25 protein-coding genes are annotated in these 25233 nt (G+C 34.4%); 10 read left to right on the top strand and 15 right to left on the bottom strand.

The annotated features are described in order from the left end of the window. Nucleotides 1-41 precede the first annotated feature (41 nt). Both ACZ47B_RS03285 and ACZ47B_RS03280 read left to right on the top strand, forming a co-directional pair. Nucleotides 42-653 (top strand): hypothetical protein, encoded by a 612-nt coding sequence (locus ACZ47B_RS03285; RefSeq protein ID WP_464895256.1) that lies wholly within the window; start codon nucleotides 42-44, stop codon nucleotides 651-653. After that, on the top strand, nucleotides 634-1149 hold the full coding sequence (locus tag ACZ47B_RS03280) for a YcxB family protein (RefSeq protein WP_464895255.1): 516 nt from the start codon (nucleotides 634-636) through the stop codon (nucleotides 1147-1149). Before ACZ47B_RS03285 ends, ACZ47B_RS03280 begins: the two co-directional genes overlap by 20 nt. 1 nt (nucleotide 1150) lies before the next feature. Here ACZ47B_RS03280 and ACZ47B_RS03275 read toward each other — a convergent pair whose 3' ends face one another. The 5 genes from ACZ47B_RS03275 to ACZ47B_RS03255 form a co-directional block, all read right to left on the bottom strand. Further along, complete coding sequence (locus ACZ47B_RS03275) at nucleotides 1151-1384, bottom strand: hypothetical protein (RefSeq protein WP_464895254.1); 234 nt, start codon at nucleotides 1382-1384, stop codon at nucleotides 1151-1153. A gap of 8 nt (nucleotides 1385-1392) precedes the next feature. Beyond that, entirely contained in the window at nucleotides 1393-2349 is a 957-nt protein-coding gene (gene lpxD / locus ACZ47B_RS03270; RefSeq protein WP_464895253.1) for a UDP-3-O-(3-hydroxymyristoyl)glucosamine N-acyltransferase, read from the bottom strand. A gap of 23 nt (nucleotides 2350-2372) precedes the next feature. Beyond that, nucleotides 2373-2846, bottom strand: a complete 474-nt coding sequence (ilvN, locus tag ACZ47B_RS03265) for an acetolactate synthase small subunit (protein ID WP_464895252.1) — start codon at nucleotides 2844-2846, stop codon at nucleotides 2373-2375. A gap of 2 nt (nucleotides 2847-2848) precedes the next feature. After that, nucleotides 2849-4540: an acetolactate synthase large subunit gene (locus ACZ47B_RS03260; RefSeq protein ID WP_464895251.1), complete on the bottom strand. Its 1692-nt coding sequence runs from the start codon at nucleotides 4538-4540 to the stop codon at nucleotides 2849-2851. Nucleotides 4541-4613: 73 nt separating this feature from the next. After that, nucleotides 4614-5531 carry a Ppx/GppA phosphatase family protein gene (locus ACZ47B_RS03255; protein ID WP_464895250.1) on the bottom strand — a complete coding sequence of 306 codons (918 nt, stop codon included), beginning with the start codon at nucleotides 5529-5531 and terminating at the stop codon, nucleotides 4614-4616. A gap of 65 nt (nucleotides 5532-5596) precedes the next feature. Here ACZ47B_RS03255 and ACZ47B_RS03250 point away from each other — a divergent pair, with 65 nt between their 5' ends. Next, on the top strand, nucleotides 5597-6379 hold the full coding sequence (locus ACZ47B_RS03250) for a pyridoxine 5'-phosphate synthase (RefSeq protein WP_464895249.1): 783 nt from the start codon (nucleotides 5597-5599) through the stop codon (nucleotides 6377-6379). Between the two features lie 8 nt (nucleotides 6380-6387). Then, nucleotides 6388-7320: a 4-hydroxythreonine-4-phosphate dehydrogenase gene (gene pdxA / locus ACZ47B_RS03245; protein WP_464895694.1), complete on the top strand. Its 933-nt coding sequence runs from the start codon at nucleotides 6388-6390 to the stop codon at nucleotides 7318-7320. Here pdxA and ACZ47B_RS03240 read toward each other — a convergent pair. Genes ACZ47B_RS03240 through ACZ47B_RS03215 form a run of 6 tightly spaced genes read right to left on the bottom strand, consistent with a single transcriptional unit; the run spans nucleotide 7303 to nucleotide 13939 of the window. Further along, nucleotides 7303-8088 carry an exodeoxyribonuclease III gene (locus ACZ47B_RS03240; RefSeq protein WP_464895248.1) on the bottom strand — a complete coding sequence of 262 codons (786 nt, stop codon included), beginning with the start codon at nucleotides 8086-8088 and terminating at the stop codon, nucleotides 7303-7305. The two genes, pdxA and ACZ47B_RS03240, sit on opposite strands and share 18 nt — an antisense overlap. A gap of 10 nt (nucleotides 8089-8098) precedes the next feature. Then, nucleotides 8099-8932 carry a UTP--glucose-1-phosphate uridylyltransferase GalU gene (galU, locus tag ACZ47B_RS03235; RefSeq protein WP_464895247.1) on the bottom strand — a complete coding sequence of 278 codons (834 nt, stop codon included), beginning with the start codon at nucleotides 8930-8932 and terminating at the stop codon, nucleotides 8099-8101. After that, nucleotides 8929-10656 carry a sugar phosphorylase gene (locus ACZ47B_RS03230; RefSeq protein WP_464895246.1) on the bottom strand — a complete coding sequence of 576 codons (1728 nt, stop codon included), beginning with the start codon at nucleotides 10654-10656 and terminating at the stop codon, nucleotides 8929-8931. The genes galU and ACZ47B_RS03230 overlap by 4 nt, the downstream gene beginning before the upstream one ends. Next, a complete protein-coding gene (locus ACZ47B_RS03225) occupies nucleotides 10653-11864 on the bottom strand; it encodes a glycosyltransferase family protein (protein ID WP_464895245.1) in 1212 nt (403 codons plus the stop codon). The genes ACZ47B_RS03230 and ACZ47B_RS03225 overlap by 4 nt, the downstream gene beginning before the upstream one ends. Further along, nucleotides 11857-13164 (bottom strand): glycerate kinase type-2 family protein, encoded by a 1308-nt coding sequence (locus tag ACZ47B_RS03220; RefSeq protein ID WP_464895244.1) that lies wholly within the window; start codon nucleotides 13162-13164, stop codon nucleotides 11857-11859. The genes ACZ47B_RS03225 and ACZ47B_RS03220 overlap by 8 nt, the downstream gene beginning before the upstream one ends. Further along, entirely contained in the window at nucleotides 13157-13939 is a 783-nt protein-coding gene (locus tag ACZ47B_RS03215; RefSeq protein ID WP_464895243.1) for an HAD-IIB family hydrolase, read from the bottom strand. Before ACZ47B_RS03215 ends, ACZ47B_RS03220 begins: the two co-directional genes overlap by 8 nt. Nucleotides 13940-14173: 234 nt before the next feature. Between ACZ47B_RS03215 and ACZ47B_RS03210 the strand changes: the two genes are divergently transcribed. The 6 genes from ACZ47B_RS03210 to ACZ47B_RS03185 all read left to right on the top strand — a co-directional run bounded on the left by ACZ47B_RS03210 (nucleotide 14174) and on the right by ACZ47B_RS03185 (nucleotide 19703). After that, nucleotides 14174-15235, top strand: a complete 1062-nt coding sequence (locus tag ACZ47B_RS03210; protein ID WP_464895242.1) for an extracellular solute-binding protein — start codon at nucleotides 14174-14176, stop codon at nucleotides 15233-15235. A gap of 97 nt (nucleotides 15236-15332) precedes the next feature. Next, nucleotides 15333-16385, top strand: a complete 1053-nt coding sequence (locus ACZ47B_RS03205) for an ABC transporter ATP-binding protein (RefSeq protein ID WP_464895241.1) — start codon at nucleotides 15333-15335, stop codon at nucleotides 16383-16385. Between the two features lie 9 nt (nucleotides 16386-16394). Beyond that, a complete protein-coding gene (locus tag ACZ47B_RS03200) occupies nucleotides 16395-17258 on the top strand; it encodes an ABC transporter permease (protein WP_464895240.1) in 864 nt (287 codons plus the stop codon). After that, nucleotides 17255-18106 carry an ABC transporter permease gene (locus tag ACZ47B_RS03195; RefSeq protein ID WP_464895239.1) on the top strand — a complete coding sequence of 284 codons (852 nt, stop codon included), beginning with the start codon at nucleotides 17255-17257 and terminating at the stop codon, nucleotides 18104-18106. The genes ACZ47B_RS03200 and ACZ47B_RS03195 overlap by 4 nt, the downstream gene beginning before the upstream one ends. Beyond that, nucleotides 18103-18891: a phosphodiesterase gene (locus tag ACZ47B_RS03190; protein ID WP_464895238.1), complete on the top strand. Its 789-nt coding sequence runs from the start codon at nucleotides 18103-18105 to the stop codon at nucleotides 18889-18891. Before ACZ47B_RS03195 ends, ACZ47B_RS03190 begins: the two co-directional genes overlap by 4 nt. Beyond that, the gene (locus ACZ47B_RS03185; RefSeq protein ID WP_464895237.1) at nucleotides 18891-19703 is read left to right on the top strand and encodes a glycerophosphodiester phosphodiesterase; all 813 of its coding nucleotides are present in this window, start codon (nucleotides 18891-18893) and stop codon (nucleotides 19701-19703) included. Before ACZ47B_RS03190 ends, ACZ47B_RS03185 begins: the two co-directional genes overlap by 1 nt. A 31-nt stretch (nucleotides 19704-19734) precedes the next feature. Here ACZ47B_RS03185 and ACZ47B_RS03180 read toward each other — a convergent pair whose 3' ends face one another. From ACZ47B_RS03180 to ACZ47B_RS03165, 4 genes are all read right to left on the bottom strand, one after another. Next, nucleotides 19735-21120 carry a DUF3482 domain-containing protein gene (locus ACZ47B_RS03180; protein ID WP_464895236.1) on the bottom strand — a complete coding sequence of 462 codons (1386 nt, stop codon included), beginning with the start codon at nucleotides 21118-21120 and terminating at the stop codon, nucleotides 19735-19737. Next, the gene (locus ACZ47B_RS03175; RefSeq protein WP_464895235.1) at nucleotides 21117-22490 is read right to left on the bottom strand and encodes a DUF2868 domain-containing protein; all 1374 of its coding nucleotides are present in this window, start codon (nucleotides 22488-22490) and stop codon (nucleotides 21117-21119) included. The genes ACZ47B_RS03180 and ACZ47B_RS03175 overlap by 4 nt, the downstream gene beginning before the upstream one ends. A 115-nt stretch (nucleotides 22491-22605) precedes the next feature. Next, the gene (locus ACZ47B_RS03170; protein WP_464895234.1) at nucleotides 22606-23829 is read right to left on the bottom strand and encodes an NAD(P)/FAD-dependent oxidoreductase; all 1224 of its coding nucleotides are present in this window, start codon (nucleotides 23827-23829) and stop codon (nucleotides 22606-22608) included. Continuing rightward, nucleotides 23826-25229, bottom strand: a complete 1404-nt coding sequence (locus ACZ47B_RS03165; protein WP_464895233.1) for an FAD-dependent oxidoreductase — start codon at nucleotides 25227-25229, stop codon at nucleotides 23826-23828. The genes ACZ47B_RS03170 and ACZ47B_RS03165 overlap by 4 nt, the downstream gene beginning before the upstream one ends. Nucleotides 25230-25233: the final 4 nt, after the last annotated feature.

Raw genomic sequence — 25233 nt, 5'->3', positions numbered from 1 at the left:
TTCCGACAGTCTTTTGACTGTCGGAAATACGGGAGTGTGTATTGACAAATATAAAAAGAGTAGCCCTTGAGATAAAAGATGTCGGCTTGTATGATTTGATACTTCAAGAAGTACAAAAAGTTGCGGGAAAAAGAAAATTGAGTGTTCAGGAAATCGAACATATTCTTATAGATCATCCTGAAATATTTGAAGAATATAAGCAGACAAATATCGAGTATAATTTAAGTAATATACATTTGAAAAATATAGATATAACGACTTTAAAAGAAGATTGTAAACAAAAAGCAGAAACGATCAATACAAATCTTGATACTCTTAGAAAAATAGAAAAATATACACTTGCCTTTGAGCATAGTTCGGTTTTGGTTATTATATTTTCTATAGAATTTTTTGTACTTTTTTCAGTCCAATATTTCATAGTCCTATTGAGCCTTAAATCATGGCAATGGTACATATATGGATTTTTTATGCTTTCGATTGTAATTGCCTGGTGGTATGCAAAAAAAGAAAAAAGAAAATACAAAGAATTTAGTAAAAAATATGATGAACTATATGTGCAAACACTTCAGATGATCGATGATTTGGAAGAGAATGGATGTATAAAAAAAGATAATTTGTGGATAATGGAATCAGATGAGCATGTCAAAGCTTAATTTATCGTACAAATGGGACAAACAGACATATCTACAAGGCAGTAAAAGCCTGTATGAAGATATGCTAAGACACTCACCTAAAAGATTTACCGGATGGTTTTTTATAGCTCTTTCACAGTTTGGATTGGTTGCATTTTTTAAAAAGGGAGCATTTGGACTTCTTTTTATATCTACTGTTTTTTTAATATACTGGTATCTATTAAGATGGCCGTTAAGAAAACTTTTTATTTTAAACGCATTTCAAAAATCTCCTTTAAAAGATAAAACTATTACTGTAGAGTTTGATAGTAAAAATGTTACCATAAATGAAACCGCTATATCATGGAATGAGATACAAAGAGTTTTACTTGAAGATAATGGTTTTTTACTTTATTATAGAGAAAATTATATTTTTATACCAAAAAGTGCTTTTAATAAAGAAAGTGAGAAAATTTTTTTAAACATCATTAAAAAAAGAATTGAAAATCATATTGTGGATGATAGGAGAAAGTCATAAATTATTTATGACTTTCTCTTGCCTCTTGAAGTGCTTCTATGAGTTCATCAAGATTTTCATAAGGGATATGCGCTTTCCAATCAGGCTCGTCTATATCGCCTTTTAAAGATATTCCTATACTTACTACCGGATTTGATTCTTTGCCGTATGGTTCGTTGATATGTGCAACTGAAATCAAACCTTTTTTTGTTCCTGCCAATGCAAATGTTTTTATGATTTTGTGTTCTCCGCCCATTTTTTCTCCTATTTTTTAATTAGTTTTGATATTTTGGCTTGAAGTCTTAGCCAATCTTTTTGAAGTGTCAAAGGAAAACCTCCGTACACTCTGCCTCCCTCTATACTTTTTGATACACCACCTCTAGCGGCGATTGTAGCAAAATCTCCGATTTTTAAATGTCCTGCCGTGGCACTTTGTCCTCCCATCACTACATTTCTTCCAAGCTCGGTCGAGCCTGAAAGTCCAACTTGTGAAACAAGGATGGAATTTTCTCCGATATTGCAATTGTGCCCTACCTGAGCCAGGTTGTCTATCTTTGTTCCTTTCTTTATGAGAGTCGATCCAAATACCGCCCTGTCTATAGTACAGTTTGCCCCTATCTCCACATCATCTTCTATGATGACATTTCCATTATGATATATTTTGATGTGTCTGCCGTCTTTTGTATGAGCGTATCCAAAACCGTCACTACCCACAACAGTCCCGGCGTGTATGCGGCAATCATCACCTATAACGGTATCATTATATATGGTAACATTTGGAAATATCACACAGTTTTTGCCGATTTTTACATTGTTTCCTATGACTGCTCCGGCAAGTATGATGCTGTTTTGACCTATGGATACGTTTGAACCGACTGATGCCTTATCGGATAGTTCAACTTTTTCACCCAAAACAGGTTCGATATACTCTTTCGTGACCAAATCTTTTTTAAAAAATTTACTTGCATAAGCCATATAAAGATACGGATCATCACAAGTAATGGCAACGGAACTTTTAGGAGTATACTTTTCGTAATCATTTGCAACCAAGACTGCTCCGGCTTTTGTGTGTTTTAAATCATCAAGGTATTTTTTTGAAGTGATAAAGCTAAGAGAATCTTTAGTTGCTTTTGACAAATCCTGTATGGATGTTATATCTATATCTATATCTTTATCAACCTCGTTTAAACCGATATTTTTTAGTAAATTGTTTAATTTCAATGAATCTTCCTTGTTTTGGCTACTTATCTTTCCATGGCCACTGAACCGCTTCTTACAACATCTATGGGATTGTATTTGCCCATAGCTTCTATAAAATGCCCTACTCTGTCACTGTCATCAGCTACCATCACTATGATGAAATCTTTTCCTGCGTTTGCAACAGTCCCGTTGTAGGCTTTTAGTATAGCGTCAAGACCGTTAAGATCTGCATCTAGAGGAAGTTTGATGAGTGCCATCTCTTTTTCGACAAAATCAACATTTTCTATAACTTTATAAGTAGGTATAAGTTTATGCAGTTGCTTGACTATCTGTTCTATGACTCTTTTATTGCCTTTTGTGACTATGGTAAATCTTGAAAATTCCGTATCAGGTATGGGAGCAACGGTTAAAGATTCTATATTGTACCCTCTTCCGGCAAAAAGACCGGAAATTCTTGAAAGCACACCATGCTCATTTAAAACTATAACAGAAATTACTCTTCTAGTTGTTTCACTCATAATCATTCCTTAAAATCAAGCATCATATTGTACAGTGTTCCGCCTGCCGGTACCATTGGTAAAACATTTTCCATTCTATCAACCACTACATCTATAATCGCAACTCTGTTGGATTTGACAGCTTCATCCAATGCCTTGTCAAACTCCTCTTTCGTTTCAACTCTAAAGCCGATACCTCCAAAACTTTCAGCCAATTTAACAAAATCCGGTTGCATGGAAAGATCGGTAGAAGAGTATCTTTTGTCATAAAAAAATGTCTGCCATTGTCTAACCATTCCAAGGTAGTTGTTGTTCAGGATGATATTTATGACCGGGATTTTACTCTCGACTGCCGTCATAAGTTCTTGTATATTCATCAGTATCGATCCGTCACCTGAAAAATTTATACTTATCTTATCCTCTTTCGCTCTTTTTACACCCATAGCGGCAGGAAATCCAAATCCCATCGTTCCTAAACCGCCGCTTGTTACAAATTGTCTTGGTTTTGTAAACGGATAAAATTGTGCAGCCCACATTTGATGCTGTCCGACATCGGTTGAGATGATAGCTTTGTCTCCTAAAAGTTCACCTACTCTTTTTATAGCCCATTGTGGCTTTATGACTTCGTTGCTATCTTCAAATTTCAAAGGATGTATCTCATCATATCTTTTTAAGAGTTCAACCCATGGAATATACTTTTCTTTGTCTATCTTGTCTTTTGCCTTTGGTATCATCTCTTTGATGACATTTTTAACATCACCTACTATAGGGAGATCCACATCCACAAGTTTGCCTATGCTGCTTGGATCTATATCGACATGTATGATCTTGGCATGTTTTGCAAATTCACTGAGTTTTCCGGTAACTCTATCATCAAATCTAGCTCCGATAGCTATCATAAGATCTGCTTCGCTCATCGCCATATTTGCTGCGTAGCTTCCGTGCATTCCAAGCATTCCAAAAAGAAGCTCATGATCATGAGGAAGTGCGCCTCTGGCCATCAATGTTTCAACCGTCGGTATCCCGGTGATTTCAACAAATTCCCTTACAGATTTTGTGGCACTTGAACTCATGACACCACCACCAAGGTAAAATACGGGTCTTTTGGCATTTGCTATAAGTTCTATCGCTTTTTTGATTTGTCTTGGGTTTCCCACATAGTTTGGTTTGTAAGTTTTTAGCTTTATGGATTTTGGATAGACAAATTCACCCATTTGAGCTGTAACATCTTTTGGTATATCTATGTGTACAGGACCCGGCCTTCCTGTTCTTGCTATATAGAATGCTTCTTTTAAAATTCTCGGAAGTTCACTGACATCTTTTACCAAATAATTATGTTTTACGCAAGGTCTGCTTATACCAACAGCATCGATCTCTTGAAAAGCATCCGTTCCTATCATGGTGATAGGGACCTGCCCACTTATAACAACCAACGGAACAGAATCCATATACGCCGTAGCAAGCCCGGTAACCGCATTGGTAAATCCGGGACCACTGGTAACAAATGCAACCCCCACGTCCCCCTTGGCTCTTGCATATCCGTCAGCAGCATGAACCGCGGCTTGTTCATGTCTGGTTAATATATGTTCAAAAAAATCCTGTTTGTATACTTCATCATATACATTCATGATAGCACCGCCGGGATAACCAAATACGGTTTTTACCCCTTCACGCTTGAGTGCTTCGATGACCATTTGTGATCCTGAGAGTTGCATACGCTCTCCTTTATTATATTTCATTTTTATTGATGTTACACAAAGGCTGTATTATATCAAAACAAAATTAATATTATATAATATTGGAGTTTAGCTCGTTGCATTTATCTATGGCCACACCTTCCCTAAGACCGTCATCTATAACAACCATATTGTCAAACTCCGTGATTTTAAGTATCTTTTTAAGTATCGAAATACCACTGATGATAAAATCACTTCTGCCTACTCCCACCCATCTGTTTCTCTCCTCTTCGCTCATGGATAGAAGTTTCTGCAATGCCTGATCTATATCGTTTATACTCAAGATGACCCCTGTAACTTTAGCGTGATCATAATGCTCATAATCGATACCTTGTTTAAAAGAGGCTAAAGTCGTAGCAGTGCCGGCGGTACTGACAAACAGTTTTGGTTTGGAGAATTGCTTGTAAATCTCGTCTATAAATTTTCTTATCTCTTTTGTCTCATTTTCCAAACTCTCTTTTACATCGCTTATAGAGTCATATTTTTGGGTAAGGGTTACTATGCCCAAAGGAAAACTTTTGATAAAAGATCTCTGCTCTTTTTTTATATAGATTTCACTTGAACCTCCACCTAAGTCAAGAAGTAAAAAGTCTTCATTTTGCAAGCCCAGTTTTTTAAGTCGCTCACTAACTGCAACTGCTGTATAGTTTGCCTCTTCGGTGCCGCTTATAACTCTAAAATCAACCCCGGTCTCTTTCTTGATGATTTTTAAAACTTTTTCACTGTTGGATGCTATCCTTAAAGCAGCGGTTGCAACCGCTGCTATTTGTTCATCTTTTGTATCGATTACTTTTTTTGCTTCTTTGATGGCTTCAACTATCTTTTCGATAGTGATTTTTTTGATTTCTCCACTTTCTTGCAGTCCGTCGGCAGTTTGTACTATCTTTTCATACTCTTTGACTCTCTCTTTGGCTTCGCAGTCGAATTTAACCGCTCTTAGTGTGTTTGACCCAAGATCGAATGCAACCATATTTTTAAATCCTTTATAAAAGATTTTGGTATAATACCCAAATTTTATAAAAAAGGTTATAAATTATGAAATTAGGTGTAAATATAGACCATATTGCAGTTTTGAGAGAAGCAAGAAAAGTCAATGACCCCGATCCGCTTGATGCAGTACCTTTGTGCAGGCTTGCAGGAGCCGATCAGATAACTATCCACTTAAGAGAAGATAGAAGGCATATCCATGATGATGACGCAAAAAGGATCATCCAAAACTCTCAGCTACCTGTAAATCTTGAGTGCTCCATAGATCCAGATATCATAGAAAAAGTAGTGGAATTAAAACCCCATAGAGCTACTATAGTTCCCGAAAAAAGAGAAGAAGTAACGACTGAGGGAGGTTTGGATATCGCCTCGTATCACAGCAGGCTTGACAGTGTAGTTCATTTTTTAAAAGCCAACGATATAGAAGTATCTCTTTTTATAGACCCTACTATCGAGATGATAAGAGCTTCTAAAGTTCTTATGGTTGACTGGGTAGAACTACATACCGGACGATACGCAAATATACATTCCATGCTTTATAGTAACTTGAGATACAACAAAAATTCCATAAAAGAGTTTGATATACAAAGAAGAGAACTCGAAAAGATGCTAAGAATTGAACTAAATAAACTGGCAACTGCAGCAAATGAAGCCAATGAATTTGGTATAAAGGTTGCCGCCGGTCACGGGCTTAACTATCAAAATGTAAAAGATGTAGCCGACATAGAACATATAGAAGAGTTAAATATAGGCCAATCAATCATAGCAAGAAGTATGTTTGTAGGCTTTCAAAAAGCCGTAGAAGACATGATAGAGTTGGTGAATGGGTGAATGAGAGGATGGGTGAAGAGTTGAGAAAAAGAATTGCCATCAGTATAGGCGATTTGAACGGTATAGGATTTGAGATAGCTTTAAATACCCACAAGAGGATAAAAAAGCTTTGTAAACCCATCTATATAGTGGATAAGGAGATGGCTTTACAAGCTTGTAAACTTTTAGACGAGCCACTTCCGGATGACTTTAAAATGATTGGCATAGATAAAAAATTTACCATAAAACCTGGTACCGTAAGTAAAAAAAGCGGTTTTTACTCTTATATGTCATTTAAAAAAGCCATTGATTTGGCGATCAAGAAAGAGGTGGATGCCATCACAACACTTCCAATCAACAAGGAAGCCTGGAACAAAGCCGGTATAAGATATAAAGGCCATACCGAAGTTTTGCAGGATGTGTTTAAAAAAGATGCTATCATGATGATAGGATGCGAAAAACTTTTTTCCATCCTTTTCACTCAACATATACCTATAAAAGATGTATCAAAAAATATCAAAAAAGATAAATTGTATAGCTTTTTTATGGATACTTATAATTCTTTAAAAAAAGCCCAAAATATAGCAGTTTTGGGGCTAAACCCGCATGCCGGAGATAACGGAGTGATAGGTGATGAAGAAAAAGCCATAAAAAAAGCCATAAAAAAAGCGAACAAGAAGATAAAAAAAGAGTTTTTTTACGGTCCTTTGGTTCCTGATACTGCTTTTAGTCCCAAAAATTTAAAAAATTTAAACTACTTTATAGCTATGTATCATGATCAGGGATTGATACCCGTTAAAATGAAATACTTTGAAGAAAGCGTTAATGTAACTTTAAATTTACCTATCATCAGAACTTCAGTAGATCACGGGACTGCTTTTGATATAGCATACAAAGATAAAAATCCGTCACCAAAAAGCTATATAAATGCGATAAAGAGTGCTTTAAAGCTTGATGCTTAGTGATATTGGGCAGTGATCACTACCGGTTATGTCTGAGAGTATTTTTGCATCTGTTATATTAACTTTTAAGTCATCGCTTACAAAAAAGTAGTCTATCCTCCAGCCAGCATTGGTCTTTCTTGCGTTAAATTTGTATGACCACCAGGTGTATTGGTGCTCTATATCACCGTTTATATATCTGAATGTATCCACAAAACCTGAAGCTAAAAACTTATCTATCCAAGCTCTTTCAATCGGCAAAAATCCTGAAGTTTTTTCATTGGCTTTTGGTCTTTTCAAGTCTATCTCTTTATGAGCCGTATTTACATCCCCGCAAACTATGATGGATTTGCCGGTTTTTTTAAGATCAAGACAATACTCCAAAAATCTATCATAAAAATCAAGTTTATACTGAAGTCTCTCTTCGCTCATTTGACCGTTTGGAAAGTAAACATTGAAAAAAGCTATATCGTAAGTATCCGTTTTAAAATGTATCTCGTTTATCCTGCCCTCTTTTAGAGTATCGATGTGTTCGGCATTATCTATAAAGTAAGGCTCTATATCGCAGTACATAGCTACTCCATGCCTTCCTTTTATAGAACCTGAATTTACAAATATATGCTTAAAATGTTTTTTAAAAAGAGTGGTAGGTATCTGCTCTTTTGTGGCTTTTATCTCTTGCAGAGAGAGGATATCGACCTTTTCGTCATCCACCCATTTCAAAGCACCTTTTTTATCGATAGCCCTTATGCCGTTAACGTTCCATGAGATAAATCTATAATTTTTCATGAATGTATACTTAGGATTTGTTTTTTTCTAAATTATAAAAGTAGTTTGTTGCCTCAACAAAACCTTCAACACTTCCGCAGTCAAATCGTTTTCCTTTAAATTTATATGCTAAAACCATACCTTTTTTTGCTTGCTCACACAAAGCATCCGTGATTTGTATCTCTCCATTTTTTCCAGGTTTTGTATGTTCGATAGCATTAAATATATCCGGAGTTAAGATGTATCTACCTATAACGGCAAGGTTTGAAGGTGCTTTATCGTTGTCAGGTTTTTCTACCATATTTGAAACCATAAACACTCCATCTTCTATTTGGCTTCCCTCGATTACACCATACTTGTGTACCTCTTCTTTTGGTACTTCCATGATTGCCACGATGCAACACTTGTATTTTTCATAAAGATTTACCATCTGTTTTAAAACGCCGTCACCCTTAGGATTGATACACAAATCATCTGCCAAAATAACTGCAAAAGGGTTTTTTTCTCCAACAAGGACATTGCCCTTATATATTGCATCACCCAATCCTCTCATTTCATTTTGCCTGGTATACGTAAAAGTGCATCGATCTATAAGCTTACGAATATCATTCAGTAAATTTTCTTTAGGTGTCCCTTTTATCTGATGTTCTAACTCATATGATATATCAAAATGATCCGTTATAGCTCTTTTTCCACGACCGGTTATAATGGCCATTACATCACAACCTGCATCCATAGCTTCTTCAACACCATACTGGATAAGCGGTTTTGTTAAGATTGGTAACATCTCTTTGGGCATTGCTTTTGTAGCAGGCAAGAACCTTGTTCCATATCCTGCCGCCGGGAATAGACATTTTTTTATCACTTTTTCTCCTTTAAATTTTTAAGCCAAATTATTTGATATGGCTGAAGTGTAATTTGTTTTTCTATCTTAATATTATAAGTTGACAAAAGATCGCAAAGAGGAGAGTTTATATCGTCAGGTAAAGATACCACAACCCTTTCATTGGAAAAATTATGAATAGCTAAAATATACTCTTTTTTGTCAAAAGAATACTTTTTTATCACAAAAAGTCTTTGGTCTAAATCATAAAATTCAAATTTCCCAAAAGGATTAAATGATGCTTCGTTTATACGAATAGAGATAAGCCTTTTGTAACTGTCAAGCATTGTTTTGGCCAACCCGCCCTCTTTTTTAAGCTCTTTTTCCAACCAGTCCAAATTGTACTTTTCACGATTGATTGTACGATTTATACCTGTATGTTTAACTCCGTCAATATAATTTCTTGAACCTACCAATGAATGAAAATAAATACCGGGAACTCCCGGCATCACCAAAGCCGTAGCTTGAGTTAGCAACATTTTTTTTACTCTTATATGATCATCATCTTTTATATGACTTATAGCATCAATATAGCTACAGTTTAATTCATATGGACTTTGAGAACCGTCAGGTTCATCACGATAAGATATAAGACCCCCATTATCTTTTACAAAATCAATCATATTTTGTATCTCTTTTTCACTTAATATATCCTTAACAGGACGCAAGCCTATACCGTCATGACTGGCTGTAAAATTAAAAAAACAAACTTTTTCACTTGGCAGAGTCAATGTCTTTGCCCAAGATGTCAGTGTTTTTGTATTGGAATGTAAAATTGAATGAACAAGAAGAGGTGGTAATGCAAAGTTATATACCATTTGTGCTTCATCGTTGCCGTTTCCAAAATAGGAGATATTTTCATTGTGCGGTACATTTGTTTCAGTAATGATGATAACTTCCGGTGCGACTTCATGCAACACTTCTCTTATAAGTTGTATCAATTCATGAGTTTGGGGTAAATGCACACACTTTGTGCCTATCTCTTTCCATATAAAAGCTATAGCATCTAGACGGATAAGAGTTGCTCCTTTTTCAATATAATAAAAAAGTGCATCCAACACACTACACAAAACACGATGGTTTTTATAATTTAAGTCAACCTGGTCTTTGCTAAAAGTTGTCCAAATATAATGAATTTTGCCCTCATTATCAATAAATTCACTCAAAAGTGGTGTAGTGCGAGGACGTACTACTTCAGATAGATCAGTATCAGGATCTACTTCTATAAAAAAATTTTTAAAATATGGATCACCTGATATATATGCTTTAAACCAGTTGGAAAATTGTGAAATATGATTAATAACACCATCAACCATCAAGCGATATTCTGCACTTATATCCTCTATCTCTTTCCATGAACCCATATAAGGATCAACCTCTTTATAATTGACAACGGAAAAACCACTGTCTGAAGATGACGGATAAAAAGGAAGTATGTGAACGGAATTTATAACTTCCTTCAAATAAGTATCCAAAAATATTTTTAAAGTGTATAAAGATGCCTCATGTGGACGACTAACTTGATCCCCGTATGTAATAAGTATGATATCTTTTTCACTTAAATGGTAATCTTTTGAAACTATGCGTTGCTTATATTTAGATATAAGATCAATGATATCATTTGTTGCCTGTTTAGCTACAAGAGGAGGGTAAAGTTTATGTAATCGTTTATTAATAGAATGTTTCGGATCGGATATGTCCATCATTGATTATCCAGCCTGACATACTCTGCAAGTTTGTTTGAAAATTCAGGCAATACAGAACGAACGGTAATCCAAGGTGAAAGAGAAGGTATCCCCATCGGATCCTCATAATATTCCAAAGCTGCCTCTTTGATTGCATTTTCAAAAGATTCTACCGCTTTTATCTCATTTTCACGTATATACTCAAGAGCGTTTAATTTGCTAAGAGCATTATATTTTGAGATTTCAAAACGACTCTCTTGATAATATGTCGCCTGTAAAGTTTTAAAAGCAGACTGAGAAAAGACAACACCCTCTTGAGCCATAACTCTAAAAATCGTTTTTGCTATATCATTTGCCATTTTATAAACACCGCCACCTGAACTTTGTGAGCCGAGTTCTTGATGTTTATGCTCATAAGTTTCAAGTATCTCTGTCTGGCATATTCTTCTGTTTGATGTGCTTTTATATACTTCACTGAGTGTTGATACCTCAAGTCCCCAAGTTGGAGATATGGCTATACCGCGACCTAAAGATCGGATAAATGCAAACTCTCCTGAAAGTGAGTACCTGAAACTTTCCATATACTCAAGATATCGGCTTATCCCAAATACTTTAACTAGTGAGTGGATTAATGGAGAATAAAACAATCTAGTAACTCGTCCATGTAGCTTTGAAGTAACTCTTGAGTAAAATCCCTTATTAAATTCAAAATCCAAAGCAGGATGAACGATAGGATAAAAAAGTCTTGCAGGTATCTCTCTTGAATAATTTACTATATCGCAATCATGCAGAGCAAAAGCGTAATTATCTTGTTCTGTCATTCCGTATCCTATCATTGTCCATACATTTCGCCCTTTTCCTGGAGTATTTAACCCCGGAAATCCCTCTTTTGTCAATTCATTATAAAGCTCTTTGATGCGGGGTCCGTCGTTCCACAATATATCTACTTGACAAGGTAAAGCGGACATCAACTCCTTGACTTCTTCAAACTGCTCTTTTGTCGCTTGATCCAATCCTAAAATAATCTTGTGAAGATAAGTAACACTCTTTAACTCTTCGATGATTTTATGCATTGCAGGTGTTTGAAACTCTGAGTAAAGTGCAGGTAGCAACAGCACCATATGATGCCTTTTGGCAAACGCATTAAGCTCTTTTTCAAGACTATCAAGTGTCCTATCTCCTAATCTTTGAAGAGTTGTTATTACTCCATTTTGAAAAAAATCAGCCATTAAGAGCTCCTTGTATATTTTTTGTATTTACCATGATCATAACAATATCCAACAAATTATTGTTTGTGGGACCACTGATGATCAGATCTTTTGTTTTAGAAAAAAATGTATACGAATCGAAATTTCTCAAATATTCTTCGATATTCAATCCCAACTCCATAGCTTTATCATACGTATAGTGATCCACAATGGCACCGGATGCATTCGAATTGCCGTCAACTCCATCGGTAGCGGCACTTAAAAAAGTTATATCTTTGTGGTTTTTCATGTAGTTTAAAAAACACAAAGAGAGATGTTGATTTCTCCCTCCTCTACCTTTGCCTTCTACCCTGACAGTTGCTTCGCCACCGGCTATATAGCATATTTTTTGAGGATTCTTTTCGCTTGATATTTTTTGATAAAGTTTTTTTGCCAAATATTCAACATCACCCTCTATGGGAAAATCCAAAGATGAAACTTTTATATCTTGTGATTGTATTATCTTTTTTGCCCTTTTTATTACTGTTTGATTGGAGCCTATAATAAAATGTTTAACTTTAGAGCTTACTGTTTTTTGTTTGTTTAAACCCTCTTGAAGTAAAAAATGTTGAACTTGTAGAGGTATTCTATCAAATACATCATATGATTTTAGTATCTTTATGGGATCATCATTTTGTTTACAGTTATAAAGAGGTGTTGAACCTATAACACTAAGATCATCTTTAAGAACATCAGATAAAACAAGTACGCAACCTTCTGCTTTACTTTCTCTTGCTAATTTACCACCTTTTATCAAAGAGATGGATTTTCTTACACTATTGATAGCATTTATAGGCATTCCGCTATGAAGCATAATTTCAGTTGTTTCTTCAAGAGCTTTTAAACTTATACTTTTTGGCAAAAGTTCTATAAGCGCTGAACTTCCTCCCGAAAGCAGATAAATATATAAATCATCCTTGCTCATTTTATTCATAAACTTTTTCAAGCTTATTGATGCCTTTATGCTTTTTTGGGAAGGCAAAGGATGTGAACTTTGTATATAAGTGGTATTTAGCAATATTTCTTTTTGAGCGTAAGCGCCTACCAAAAGTGTTTCGGGCTTATAGCTTTTTAGTAGATTTTGCATTGCCTTAGCCATGGGCATCACAGCTTTACCTGAACCCAATAGAAAGATATTGTTATATTTGCTCAAATCATATAGAGTATTTTGTATATACAATATATTTTTATCAATATGACACTGTTTTTCTATCAAAACTTCAGGTCTTATCTCATCTAACAATTTAATAAAACTTTCTTTTAGTATCATTTTATCAGACATTAAAAATCTCTCTAAGTGCGATATTCCATCCATCTGGTCCTGGAAACGGTGCTTTTTTAATGTTTTTTATATCACATTTTATATAACTGTTATCAATTTGTGGAATCAATACGGCTGTATCAACCGCTTGTAACATACCAAGATCATTTGCACTGTCTCCCAAAGCAATGGAGTGGTATTTTTTTTGATTATTTGTTTCATACAGTTTTATCAACTTTTTTACAGCGACTGATTTATCTTGATTAAGAGTAATCAAGTGATAAAATCTACCACCTTTTACGATATCTAAATCATCAGAGTTTGCAAGCTTTTTCAGTGCAGTAAAATCATTTTCATTTTCAAGCACAAACGGTTCACTAAAAAGGCGTGATTTTGCCTCTTTAGACTGTTTAAAAGGCAAGCCGGTCAATGTCATGATCTCTTCTATACCCATATCCCCAAAGCCACGAATTTTATATTTTTTAGCATATTTTTTAAAACAGTCTCTTATGTATTGATAATTATACCCAAGCTCCATATCCTCATAACCATCTTTTTTATGAAATATAATGCCGCCACCGTTTTCCACTATAAAAGGTGTTGAAATTCCTAAATATTTTTGTAACTCTATCACTTCATTTTTTGTTTTTGAAGTTGCGATGATCAACGGTATTTCATTCTCTTTTATAAAATTGAGTATAAATTTTGCAGAGTCATAGCTATAGTCACTATGATTTAAAAGTGTTCCATCAAGATCGGTAAATATTATAGCAGATTGAATTAAATTTTTAAACATATGTAATTATATTATTTTTTATGCAAATAGCAATCTCTTTAATGTTGATATTTTAATCAATTACAAAAATACCTTTTGGTTTGTACTAAAATTTAATTTTTTTTGGATGGGGCTATTGTATATTTAGAAAAAAAGTGTTATGATTAAATATTGTAACTAATTTGTAATCAAAAAGAGTTACAATTACAACTTTAAATCTATTTGTACAATAGAAAAATATTATTGGAGGTTAAAATGAAAAAAGTTGTTCTACTTGGTGCATCGGCACTTATGTTGACTTCAGGTGTGCTTATGGCTCAAGAAACTCTTAGGCTTATAACTTGGAAAGGGTATGCCCCAAAAGCACTTGTTAAAAAGTTTGAAAAAGAGACAGGCATCAAAGTTAAAGTTACATATAGTAACAATGAAGAGATGATAGCAAAACTTAGAGCTACAAGAGGCGGTGGATTTGACCTTGCTCAGCCTAGTGTGGACAGGATCAGTTTTGTACAAAAGAAATTTCATATCTATCACCCGATTGATTACAGTAAGATAAAAACTGATCAGATAGCAACTCCGATGCTCAAAGCTGCTCAAAGAATCAGTAAAGTTGACGGTAAAGTTTACTCCGTACCTTATATATATGGTACTACAGGATTGATCATCAACAAGAAAATGGCTCCTGAAGCAAATGACTGGTCAGATCTTTGGAATCCAAAATATGCAGGTCATATTTCTTACAGGTTAAAAAGACCTATCCTTATAGGTGCAGCTTTTGGAATGGGATATGATCCATTTAAGTTATATAGTGACAAAGAAGCATATAAAAAACTTATAGACAAAGTTACTGCCAAATTAATTGCGGCTAAAAAATATGTAAAAACATACTGGACAAGCGGAGATACTCAAAAAGCTCTTGTTATGAATGGCGATGTTTGGGTTGAATCAGGATGGGATGCTATAGGTTGGCAGGTGCATGACGTAAACAAAAATATCGATTTTGTCTGCCCAAAAAGCGGAGCGCTTGGATGGATAGATACTTTTGCAATTCCGGCAAAATCAAAAAATATCTCAGGGGCATACAAATGGATCAATTTTATATTGCAACCTAAAAATGCCGCATATGTTACAAATCAAAGCAGTTACATGACTGTTTCAAAAGATGCATCAAAATATCTTGATGATAAAATCAAGACTAACTATAACAGATCTTATTCACAAGAAGATTTAAAAAATATAAAATGGTATGATGCTCTTCCTGAAGGATTTGCCGATATCGAAGCAAAAGCACTTGATAAGATAAAAGCTGCAGAATAACCCCTTTGCTTCTCATTTCTACACTAGAGAATTTTCTCTAGTGTAGTATATAGTAAAGTATTTTATGAAATTTTTTACTATATAAGGAGAAACAAATATGGGTAAAATACTGGAGATAAAAAATCTTACAAAAGAATTTAAAGAATTTACTGCCGTAAAAGATGTTAGTTTTGATGTAGAAGAAGGAGGATTTTTTTCCATTCTAGGACCCTCGGGATGCGGTAAAACTACACTTCTTAGAATGATATCCGGATTTATTCCTCAAACATCCGGAGAGATATATATAAAAGGTAAGTCAATGACGGGAATCCCTCCTGAAAAAAGACCTGTCAATATTGTTTTTCAGAGTTTGGCACTTTTTCCGATGATGAATGTTAAAGAAAATGTCGCTTTTGGACTTAAGAGGCAAAAATTAAACAAATCGGAAATTGACAGTAGAGTGGCAGATATGCTTGAAAGAGTCAGTCTTCAGGGGTTTGAAAAGAAAAAGGTTACGGAACTCTCAGGCGGTCAAAGACAAAGGGTTGCGATTGCCAGAAGTTTGGTAATGAAACCTTCTATACTACTTTTAGATGAACCGCTTGGTGCGCTTGACAGGAAACTTAGAGAACATATGAAGATAGAGCTAAAACTTCTTCAAAAAGAGCTTGGAACTACTTTTATATACATTACCCACGATCAGTCCGAAGCATTGGTTATGAGCGATAAAGTCGCCGTTATGAACAAAGGCAGATTTGAGCAGATAGACACTCCTAGAAACTTATATAAAAATCCAAAAACTGCTTTTGTTGCCGGTTTTGTCGGGGAAAGCAATAGGCTTGAATTGAAAAAAAGAGAAGGTGATTTCATCATAACCAAAGCCGGATGGAAGCTTGAAAAGAAAGGTTTGGATTTTAATCCCGAAGTTTTATATATAAGACCGGAAGCTTTTATACTTGCTCCTACAGATGACCTTAAAGATATAACAAGATTTAATGTCAAGATCAAAACTGTTTTATTTGACGGCTCCAATACAAAAGTTTCAGCAGTTGAGCAGACAAGCCAAGCTGAGATACTGATATCACTTCCGCAAAATGCCAAGTTTGAAAATATACAAGAAGGTGACACTATAGAAGTCGGGATACATTATGATAATTTAAAATGCTATTAGGGAATAATTATGGAAAATCAAAAAGGGTTTAATTTTACATTTTATTTATTGATAGTGCCTGTACTGCTGTGGTTGGTGTTGCTGATAGTGCTACCGCACATAGATCTTTTTATAAGTTCATTTCAAGGTGATAGTGAAGCCGGTGGTAAAATGTTTACTCTTGAACATTATGCGACATTTTTTAAAAATAAAATATATTGGCTTACTTTTGTAAATACAGCTGCATATGCTATCGGAATTACGATTTTATCATTTGTCGTAACTTTTCCGGTTGCTTTTTATCTGACAAAAGTCATATCTAAAAAATACTCCAGTTTTTTGACTTTACTTCTTCTTATACCCATTTGGGTAGGAGAGTTGGTAACGGTTTACGGGTGGATGATAATATTGGGGGACCATGGAGTTATAAATGAATTTCTTATCTATATCGGCTTGATTGATAAGCCTATCAAAATGCTATATTCAAACTTCAGTATGACGATAGGGTTGCTTTATTTTTCTATGCTTTTTATGATAGTTCCCGTTATGTCAACATTGGAGAGTTTGGATGACTCTCTTATAGAGGCAGCAAGCGACCTTGGAGCGTCAAAGTGGGATATCTTTACCAAGATTATTATCCCCTACTCAATGCCGGGTATTACTTCAGGAGGAATTATAGTATTTATGCTTGTGATCGGTGATTTTGTCGTGCCTGATATACTCGGAGGAAAAAGCTCTCTTTGGTTTACCGAACAGATTTACAATGAATTTTTATCCACATTTAACTGGGGTGAGGGAGCGGCATTTGGCTTTTTGTTGTTGATAATATCATCATTCATAATCTGGATAGCTTTAAAGCTAACCGGTCAAAAACTTGAAAGGGTTGGATCATGATTCGCTCATTACCTAATTCACCGTTATACAAATACACATACAGATTTTATATCACATGTTTTTTTATATTTTTGGTTATACCTTTGATTACTATTTCTGTTTTGGCGTTTAACAACTCCGATTTTATAGCACTTCCTTGGAAAGGTTTCACTCTGGATTGGTTTTTTGCAAATACTGACCAAAGAACAGGATTGTTTGCAGATGAAGATTTGCTTGACAGTATAGTTGTCAGTATAAAAACCGCATTTTATGTTGCTACCATTTCTACTGTTGTCGGAACTATTGCAGCACTTCTTTTTGAGGAAGAAAAGTTTAGATTTAAGGGGCTTTTATACTTTTTGGCTCTATCACCGCTTGTAATTCCGGGAGTAATCTTAGGTATATCCATACTCATCTCTTCAACACTTTTGGGAAATTATCTGGAGCAAAAGTTTGGATGGAGTGTAGAGTTTTTAAGCCCTAGTTTTTGGCTTGTTGTTTTGGGTCAGTTTTCATTTTGTGCCACCTACGTAATGCTTTTAGTGGGAGCCAGACTTAAAAAATTTGACAGATCCTTAGAAGAAGCAGCCTTAAGTTTAAAAGCTACAAGATTACAATCCATCTGGTATATTACCATACCGTTTTTAAGACCGGCGATCATAGGGGCGTTTGTTGTAGCATTTTTGATAAGTTTTTCAAACTTCAATACCACTATATTTCTTATAGGTTCGGATCCTACTTTGCCGGTTGATTTGTATAGTCGTATCAAGTATAGCTCAACCCCTGTTTTAAATGCCGTATCTTTTATGATTGTGCTTGTCATAACCATAGTAGCATTGGTCAATCTCTATATCAGCAGGAAAAATTGAAGATAATCCATTTGAGTGATACTCATATCATACAAAAAAGTAGAAAAAACCTGTATGGGATAGACCCGTCTTTGAGATTGGCTAAAGCTTTGCAAAGCATCCAAAGAAACCATGGCGATGCTGATATGATAGTCATCAGCGGAGACTTGGTTGATACACCATCACATGAAGCTTATAAAACTTTTTTTGATATCATAAAAGAGTGTCAAATACCCATATACCCTATCATTGGCAATCACGATGACAGAGAGTTGTTTTTTAAATTTTTCCCTGATTTGCAAAATGACGGATTTGCCCAATATGCTATAGAAGATGATGACTTTGCTTTTTTATTTCTTGATACTAATGCAAAAGATAAGCCTTTTGGAACATTTTGTTCAAAAAGATTGGAGTGGCTTCAGGAAAATTTACAAAGTGTAGCTGACAAGAATATATATATATTTATGCACCACCATCCTTTACCGTCAGGCTTATATGAAATGGATACTGTTGCTAACTTGAAAGACAAAGAGAAGTTTTGGAATATAGTAGAAAAATATAATAATGTGAAACATATAGCTTTTGGTCATTTGCACAGAATCACTCAAATGAGAAAAGGTGGTATCTCATTACATTCTACCAAAAGTACAGTTTTTGAAGTTGCATACAAACCAAATGAACAAAAAGAGTATCTGACAAATGAAGAGAAACCGACATATGCTGTTTTAAATATCGATAAAGATGTATTGCTTATCCATCACCATGAATTTTTAAATGAAGATTGTTTTTATATAGGATATTGCTGATGAGAATGGAAAAGCTTTTTAAAGAGAAAGGGCATCTCATAGCCGCTCATAGAGGTGATAGATCTATAAAAGCAGAAAATACTATGGAAGCTTTTAAGTCTGCGATTGGCAAATGTGATTTTATAGAACTTGATGTATGTTTTACAAAAGATGCAAAGGCTGTTATCATACATGATGATACTCTTTTTAGAACAAGTGATGTAGATAAACATAAAGGTTTTACAAAACCGTATAAAGTTGCTGATTATACATATGATGAGATAAGTAAGCTTGATTTTTCAAGTTGGTTTTATAAAAAGGACCCTTTTAAAATGATGAAAAATACTCAAATTCATACTGATCCAAAGCCTCAGAGAATTTCCAAATTATCTGAAGTTTTGGAATTTTCAAGAGAGTATGATATGCCATTGAATATCGAGATAAAAGAGATGAGAGATACCCCTTTTGATAAAACAGCAGTAAAAAAAATCGCCGATATAATCCAAGAGTATCATATGGATGAATTTTTGCTTATATCATCGTTTAACCACTCTTATATAAAAGAGATAAAACAGTATATCCCGACTATTTTAACAGCCGCGCTTGTAGAAGAAAAACATCCTTCAAATCTTGTGTCTTATTTAAAGGAACTAGGTGTTTTTGCATATCATCCTTGTGTGAATTTAGCACAAGAAGATATAGTAAAAAAATTAAATGAACACAACTTTTATGTAAATGTTTATACGGTAAATTCTCAAAAGATAAGAGATAGGCTTTTTAGTGAAGGTGTCAAGTCTATCTTTACCGATTATCTTGAAAATATGCCTAAATGATTTTTTGTATTTTCAGGTAAAAAATTAATACCTATATCATTTTCAAGATATCAAGTATTATAAGTTTGTAATCTTCAATGTCTTGATGTTTGACTTCGCTTGATTTTCTAAACTTTATATGTAATTTTTCCAACTTTTTTCTTGTTTTGCTGTCTATGAATTGTTCTGATATATTCTCATTTGATTTTAAAAATTCTTTTTCTCTTAAAGCATGGCTTCTGTTTATGATGATTTTGGCATAAAGCAAGGAGCGATTCAGTAATATATAAGGGAAGTTTATATTTTTTACAGGACCTATTTTCAACTCTTTTTTACCTATTTTTTGTCCGAGGATTTTTATATCGGCTAATTTATCATATCCAAAAACCGCACCTGTTCCGCCTATTGCAGCACCTATAATACTTCCTGCCATTAAAGACGAACCACCTACTGCCATGTCCACTCCTGCTCCTGCAAGTCCACCCGAAGTAAGACCGGTTAAGAACAATAGGTTTTTAGATAATCCAAATATTGACTGGCTTTGCTTGGAGAAAAGACTGTTATCTAAGATATTTAACTCATCTTGTTCGATTTGAAGTATATTATGATGCCATAGTTTTTCAATATCTTTTTGAGTTTTTAGCTCTAAACTTATCAGTTTGTTTTTGTATTGCTGCTTAAGTAATTCTTTTTCTTTTTTTGTTGCTTCTTTTCCTTTTAAATGTATCTTTTGGGTCAAAGTTATAGAATTTACTATATTTTGAGCTATCACCAAGGCGGTGGTTTCTATCTTTCCTTCATGATTTGCTTTCAATATCAAGATAGAATCTTTCACCTCTTTTGTCCATTTTTCATTTAGATAAGATACAGCTTCAAGAAGTTCTATATTATCACTAAATTTTGCTTTTAGGGGATTATATGTTTTAACTATTTTAAAGTATTGGTTTAAAGCATTTTTCCATAGAATACTATAATCTTCATCTCCTATCATATTTATAAGAGCCATAGATGCTCTTCCTGTATATCTGAGTATTTCCATTTGTGGCTCATACTCTAATCCATAAGGTTTTGAACCATCTACGACATATATGATACCTGCTCCTTGCATTATCGGCTCAAGTAATTCTATCTCATCATTAAATTTTGGATTGTTTCTATTTTCATTTATAAATTTATTGATTCTTTCGAATTTTTCATGTGCACTAAGTCCTTCTTTGTTAATATAGGACAAAACACTCCTTGCTCTTTGAAATCCGGGAGTATCTATAAGCTCATAAATAACTCTGTTATCAACTTTCAAAGGAAAAACTCTTATTTTTTTAGTAGTCCCTGGGATATCTGATATTTGAACGCTGTCATCTTGTGCAAGAGCTGATACTATGGAGCTTTTGCCTTTATTTGGATGACCTACTACTGCAAATCTGGGTATATCTTTCATGGAAGCATCCATATATTTTGAAATTTTTTTAATTTATTATGCCATATTTTGATATCTTTTTCCGCCGGAATATATGAATTATGTGAAGTACCTATGGGCAAAATATCTATTTTTTTAGTTTTTCTTGATAACTCTTCTATAAAATCCAAAAATTCATCAGTAGGTGGTTCCCAAGATTTTATGATTATCGTTGGCTCCTCTTTTATAGAATGCAAAATTTTATTATCTTCTTCAAGTGTATTGTTTCCGCCTGCTAAAAAAGTGAATTTTGGTTTTATATTTTGATAATCAAGAACAATGTCCAGCCTGTTTTTATCTATATTCCATCCTATGACAGTAGAAATATCAGAACTGTCAATATCTTTTGTATTTATGAAATTGTTATTTTTTGATAAAACATTTTCTTTTGTATCTGCTTGAGTTTTAACTATCTGGGTATTTAAGTTGTGCAATAAAGCTTTACTTTTTTCATTTTGTAAATAACTTTTGTCTATAGCTCTGTTTAAGAAATATTTTGTAATAAAAAGTAAAACAACTCTTGAAAAAATTCCCCAAAAAATAATTGCAAAAGCTAAAAATTGCCACCAGTTACCAAGAAGTTGCGCATGGCTTATATACTCTTTTGAAAGCTTGCCACCTAATCTGAAAAATTGACTTTTTTGTATAAGCTCCAAAGATGGAGAACCGCAGTGACAAAGCCAATCCCATGGCAAAGAGACAATTTGAAAAAAGTCATATAATTCTTTTGGAGATATACTTAAAGTGCTACTCCATCCAAAAGCCAAATCTTTGGAGATAACGATTGCTATCAAAGATATTAGAATACCTGATAAAAAGGAGATTGTAAGCAATTGTATCCTGTTTAAAATCAACCAGTTTAAAATCAATGGTTCAAATATGAAGTTTATCCTAAAAGAGGGAAATGTCTCTAAAAGTTTATCAAGCCAATAAGCCGGCGATATTTTCAATAAAAATTCACTATGAACACTTTTGTTTTTGACCATAGCAATAATATTTAAAAACAGTGTAAACAAAGGAAAAAGAACCCCGACAAATAAAAAATGAAAAATATTGATAGGTTCTTGTCCGCTGTAGCTTATAAGTCCATATCCTACAGATAACCCTGCTAAAAAAATGATAAAAATCAAAATAACAGTAACAGTATTTATGCCTTTTATTATATTTGCTGAATTTGATTGGTTTGTGCTTGGAGAATGCAGTGTACTCCACGCTTTTAACTGTTTTAAAGGGAACGCTTTTAAGTGTTTTAGCTTTATCCCATCAAGGCGATTTTTCTCTTTGTCAAGTTCTTGATATTTAAGCAAACAGATATAATCGATATAATTTTTAAGCCTTGAATTATGAGACATAAATTCCTTTCTGTTGGACTTGGTATTATTATATCAAATATCAACTTCCATTCAAATATTACAACTATTTTTGATATTTTTTGATGTTATTTCATTAATTATTCTGATTTTATACTCACCCATCAACCCTTTTCAGCATTACATAAATCTCATTACCGGATTTTAAATCTATGTTTAATTTTGGGATTTTTATCTTTTGGTGGCTTTTGAAGCTGCCGTTTTTTACAAGCATAACTTTCCCATCTAGTAAAATTTTTATCCTGTAACTTCCACTATCTTTTAGTTTCAGATTCGTTAAAACATCATATGGAGTGTTTATGTCTATCATAGAGGGATAATACCAATCGATATTTTCATCCACTTCAATGTTTACCAGATCTAAGGGTTTGTCATTTTTTAAAGAGTCAAATACCGCATTAGCACACTTTTTAGCTTCATAGTAGCAGCTAAAGGAACTTAAAGCTCCTCTTATGGCATTGCCGACTAAAAATATATCTTTTTCTTTTGTTTGAAAATTTTGTGTAATATGTGGTGAGTCATTATGAAAATTGAAACTCTCAAAATATTTCCTCAGAACAAAACTCTCCGGTACAAAACCGCCACTGCAAATAACTCCTTCACACTCTATCTTTTTGTTTTTCTCATTTTGGTTGAAAGTTATATTTGTCACATTTTTATCTTTACCGTTTATAAAAAGATCTTTTGCCTTTGTATAGATATCCGTTTTCAAGATATATTTACCGATAGGAGCAAGTAAAGAGTATGTTTGAATATCACTTTTGTTCTCTATTATTCCTTTTGGAGTGATATCGTGTCGTTTTAAACTAAAAAGTGCTGAAAAACTAACATCTTCACTTCCGATGACCGTTGCATTTATAAAAGGTACTCTTTTGTTTAGATACAAAAACCTTTGCAAAGCTCCGGTAGTTATGATATTGTGACTTCGTATGCCACCGATTAGTCTCGATGATCTTGGCGTTTCTCTGACACCGGTAGCAAAAACTATCTTTTTAGCCTTGTATTTCACAATTCCCGATGGCGTGCTGAAATAAAGCAGATTGTCTTTTTCTAGTTTATATGCACTATGTAAAGTTTTTATAGTGATATTGTTGTTTAATGCTTTACCATAAAGTTTTTTTGCATATTCCCCACCTGTTAAAAACTGTTTGAACTCAGCTATGCCAAAACCTCTATGTCCACAGTGTCTGGGGGCTCCTCCACACTCTTCCTCTCTTTCGAAAACCACTATATTTTTACAACCTAGTCTTGCTAATTCTATAGCGCAAGCAAGCCCTGATGTTCCTCCGCCGATGATGGCTATATCTATCTCATTTATCATATCTCACTCTCTTTTTCGCAAAGTTCTGCGATATTAGGCAGACAATTAAAACCCTGGCATCTTCCCATGGCTGCCCTTGTTCTTCTCTTGAGGCCTCCAAGAGTTCCGGCACCACACTCGCCTTTTAGTGCATTTTTTATCTCTCTATCAGTTACCAGTTCACAATGGCATACAATTTTCCCATATCCCTCTTTTTCAAAGTCTCTCTTGGTAAATTGTGATATATTGGGTACGGATATGGATATATCGTCAGGCTCTTTTTTCTCATATTTTTCTCCAAGCTCTTCAAATATGTATTTTGCTATACCCAATGATGCGGTCAGCCCCGTTGATCTTATGCCGCCAAGTGTTATCCATTTTTTTTCTTTATCAATATTGACACGATAATATGTTTCATCCGATGCCGGTCTAAGACCGGCAAAAGTTGCCGTTATATCATGATATTTTAGTTTGGGTACCATTTTTATAGCTTTTTTTTGCAAATCTTTTAAAGTCTCTTCAACTGTTGAAGAGTCTGTTTTGCTTTTCTGATCTTCGGCTGTAGGGCCGACAAGTATATTGCCAAAGGCTGTTTTTGTTATGACTACGCCCTTTGTTCTTTTTGTGGGAACAGGCAGGATGATAGCGTTTACAAGATCATAAGCACTTTTGTCATAAACTAAAAACTGTCCTTTTCTGGGTATGATTTTAAAGCTATCTTTTTTATGTATGTTTTCTACTTCATCACCATACAATCCCGCCGCATTTATAACGATTTTGGCTTTGATGTCTATCCTTGAAGTGTTAAGTTTCCAGTGATCGCTCTCAAACTCTCCATCGGTAATTTTACAAGAAAATGCTAGTTTTCCACCATGTGCGACTCCCTCTTTTAAATATGCCAAAGGGGCACTCCAGGCATCTATAACCGATTCTCCTTTTACCCATATGGCACCCTTTGCATCCTTGCTTAAGTTAGGTTCTCTTTTTAAAAGTGTATCTCTATCGATTATTTCAAGGTCTTTTACGCCGTTGGTAAAACCTTTTTCCAATATGCCGTCAAATTTTTCAAGCTGTTCATCATTCCATGCGACTACTAGTGCGGATGTTTTAGAGATAGGAAGATTTAACTTCTCTCTTATCTTTAGATACTCTGCATACCCTCTTTGAACACATTGGTGTTCAAGTGTGCCGACAGGCGCATCAAACCCTGTGTGCAGTAACGCACTGTTTCCTTTGCTCGCACCCTCAAGGATATCATTTTCCTTTTCTACAAGTACGGTTTTTGCTCCATTTAAGCAGAACTCTCTAAAAACGGCACATCCTACAACACCGCCTCCTATAACTGCCACATCAAAAAGCTCATTTTCGTCAAAATCTATTTTCCTTTTAGGGAAAAGATTGTTTAAGTCTATGGGTTTCACTACT

This window comes from Thiofractor thiocamini (assembly GCF_055384375.1).
The sequence above is the reverse complement of the archived record's forward strand: the minus strand, read 5'-3'. Positions and strand labels throughout refer to the sequence as shown.

Excerpts from the sequence above, each read along its gene's own strand:
- ACZ47B_RS03225 (WP_464895245.1), bottom strand. The coding sequence starts at position 11,864 with ATGGCTGATTTTTTTCAAAATGGAGTAATAACAACTCTTCAAAGATTA.
- ACZ47B_RS03185 (WP_464895237.1), top strand. The coding sequence starts at position 18,891 with ATGAGAATGGAAAAGCTTTTTAAAGAGAAAGGGCATCTCATAGCCGCT.
- ACZ47B_RS03230 (WP_464895246.1), bottom strand. The coding sequence starts at position 10,656 with ATGATGGACATATCCGATCCGAAACATTCTATTAATAAACGATTACAT.
- ACZ47B_RS03275 (WP_464895254.1), bottom strand. The coding sequence starts at position 1,384 with ATGGGCGGAGAACACAAAATCATAAAAACATTTGCATTGGCAGGAACA.
- ACZ47B_RS03280 (WP_464895255.1), top strand. The coding sequence starts at position 634 with ATGAGCATGTCAAAGCTTAATTTATCGTACAAATGGGACAAACAGACA.
- ACZ47B_RS03170 (WP_464895234.1), bottom strand. The coding sequence starts at position 23,829 with ATGATAAATGAGATAGATATAGCCATCATCGGCGGAGGAACATCAGGG.
- ACZ47B_RS03250 (WP_464895249.1), top strand. The coding sequence starts at position 5,597 with ATGAAATTAGGTGTAAATATAGACCATATTGCAGTTTTGAGAGAAGCA.
- ACZ47B_RS03210 (WP_464895242.1), top strand. The coding sequence starts at position 14,174 with ATGAAAAAAGTTGTTCTACTTGGTGCATCGGCACTTATGTTGACTTCA.
- ACZ47B_RS03205 (WP_464895241.1), top strand. The coding sequence starts at position 15,333 with ATGGGTAAAATACTGGAGATAAAAAATCTTACAAAAGAATTTAAAGAA.
- ACZ47B_RS03200 (WP_464895240.1), top strand. The coding sequence starts at position 16,395 with ATGGAAAATCAAAAAGGGTTTAATTTTACATTTTATTTATTGATAGTG.
- ACZ47B_RS03240 (WP_464895248.1), bottom strand. The coding sequence starts at position 8,088 with ATGAAAAATTATAGATTTATCTCATGGAACGTTAACGGCATAAGGGCT.
- ACZ47B_RS03195 (WP_464895239.1), top strand. The coding sequence starts at position 17,255 with ATGATTCGCTCATTACCTAATTCACCGTTATACAAATACACATACAGA.
- ACZ47B_RS03220 (WP_464895244.1), bottom strand. The coding sequence starts at position 13,164 with ATGTCTGATAAAATGATACTAAAAGAAAGTTTTATTAAATTGTTAGAT.
- ACZ47B_RS03255 (WP_464895250.1), bottom strand. The coding sequence starts at position 5,531 with ATGGTTGCATTCGATCTTGGGTCAAACACACTAAGAGCGGTTAAATTC.
- ilvN (WP_464895252.1), bottom strand. The coding sequence starts at position 2,846 with ATGAGTGAAACAACTAGAAGAGTAATTTCTGTTATAGTTTTAAATGAG.
- ACZ47B_RS03180 (WP_464895236.1), bottom strand. The coding sequence starts at position 21,120 with ATGAAAGATATACCCAGATTTGCAGTAGTAGGTCATCCAAATAAAGGC.
- ACZ47B_RS03215 (WP_464895243.1), bottom strand. The coding sequence starts at position 13,939 with ATGTTTAAAAATTTAATTCAATCTGCTATAATATTTACCGATCTTGAT.
- pdxA (WP_464895694.1), top strand. The coding sequence starts at position 6,388 with ATGGGTGAAGAGTTGAGAAAAAGAATTGCCATCAGTATAGGCGATTTG.
- ACZ47B_RS03260 (WP_464895251.1), bottom strand. The coding sequence starts at position 4,540 with ATGCAACTCTCAGGATCACAAATGGTCATCGAAGCACTCAAGCGTGAA.
- ACZ47B_RS03175 (WP_464895235.1), bottom strand. The coding sequence starts at position 22,490 with ATGTCTCATAATTCAAGGCTTAAAAATTATATCGATTATATCTGTTTG.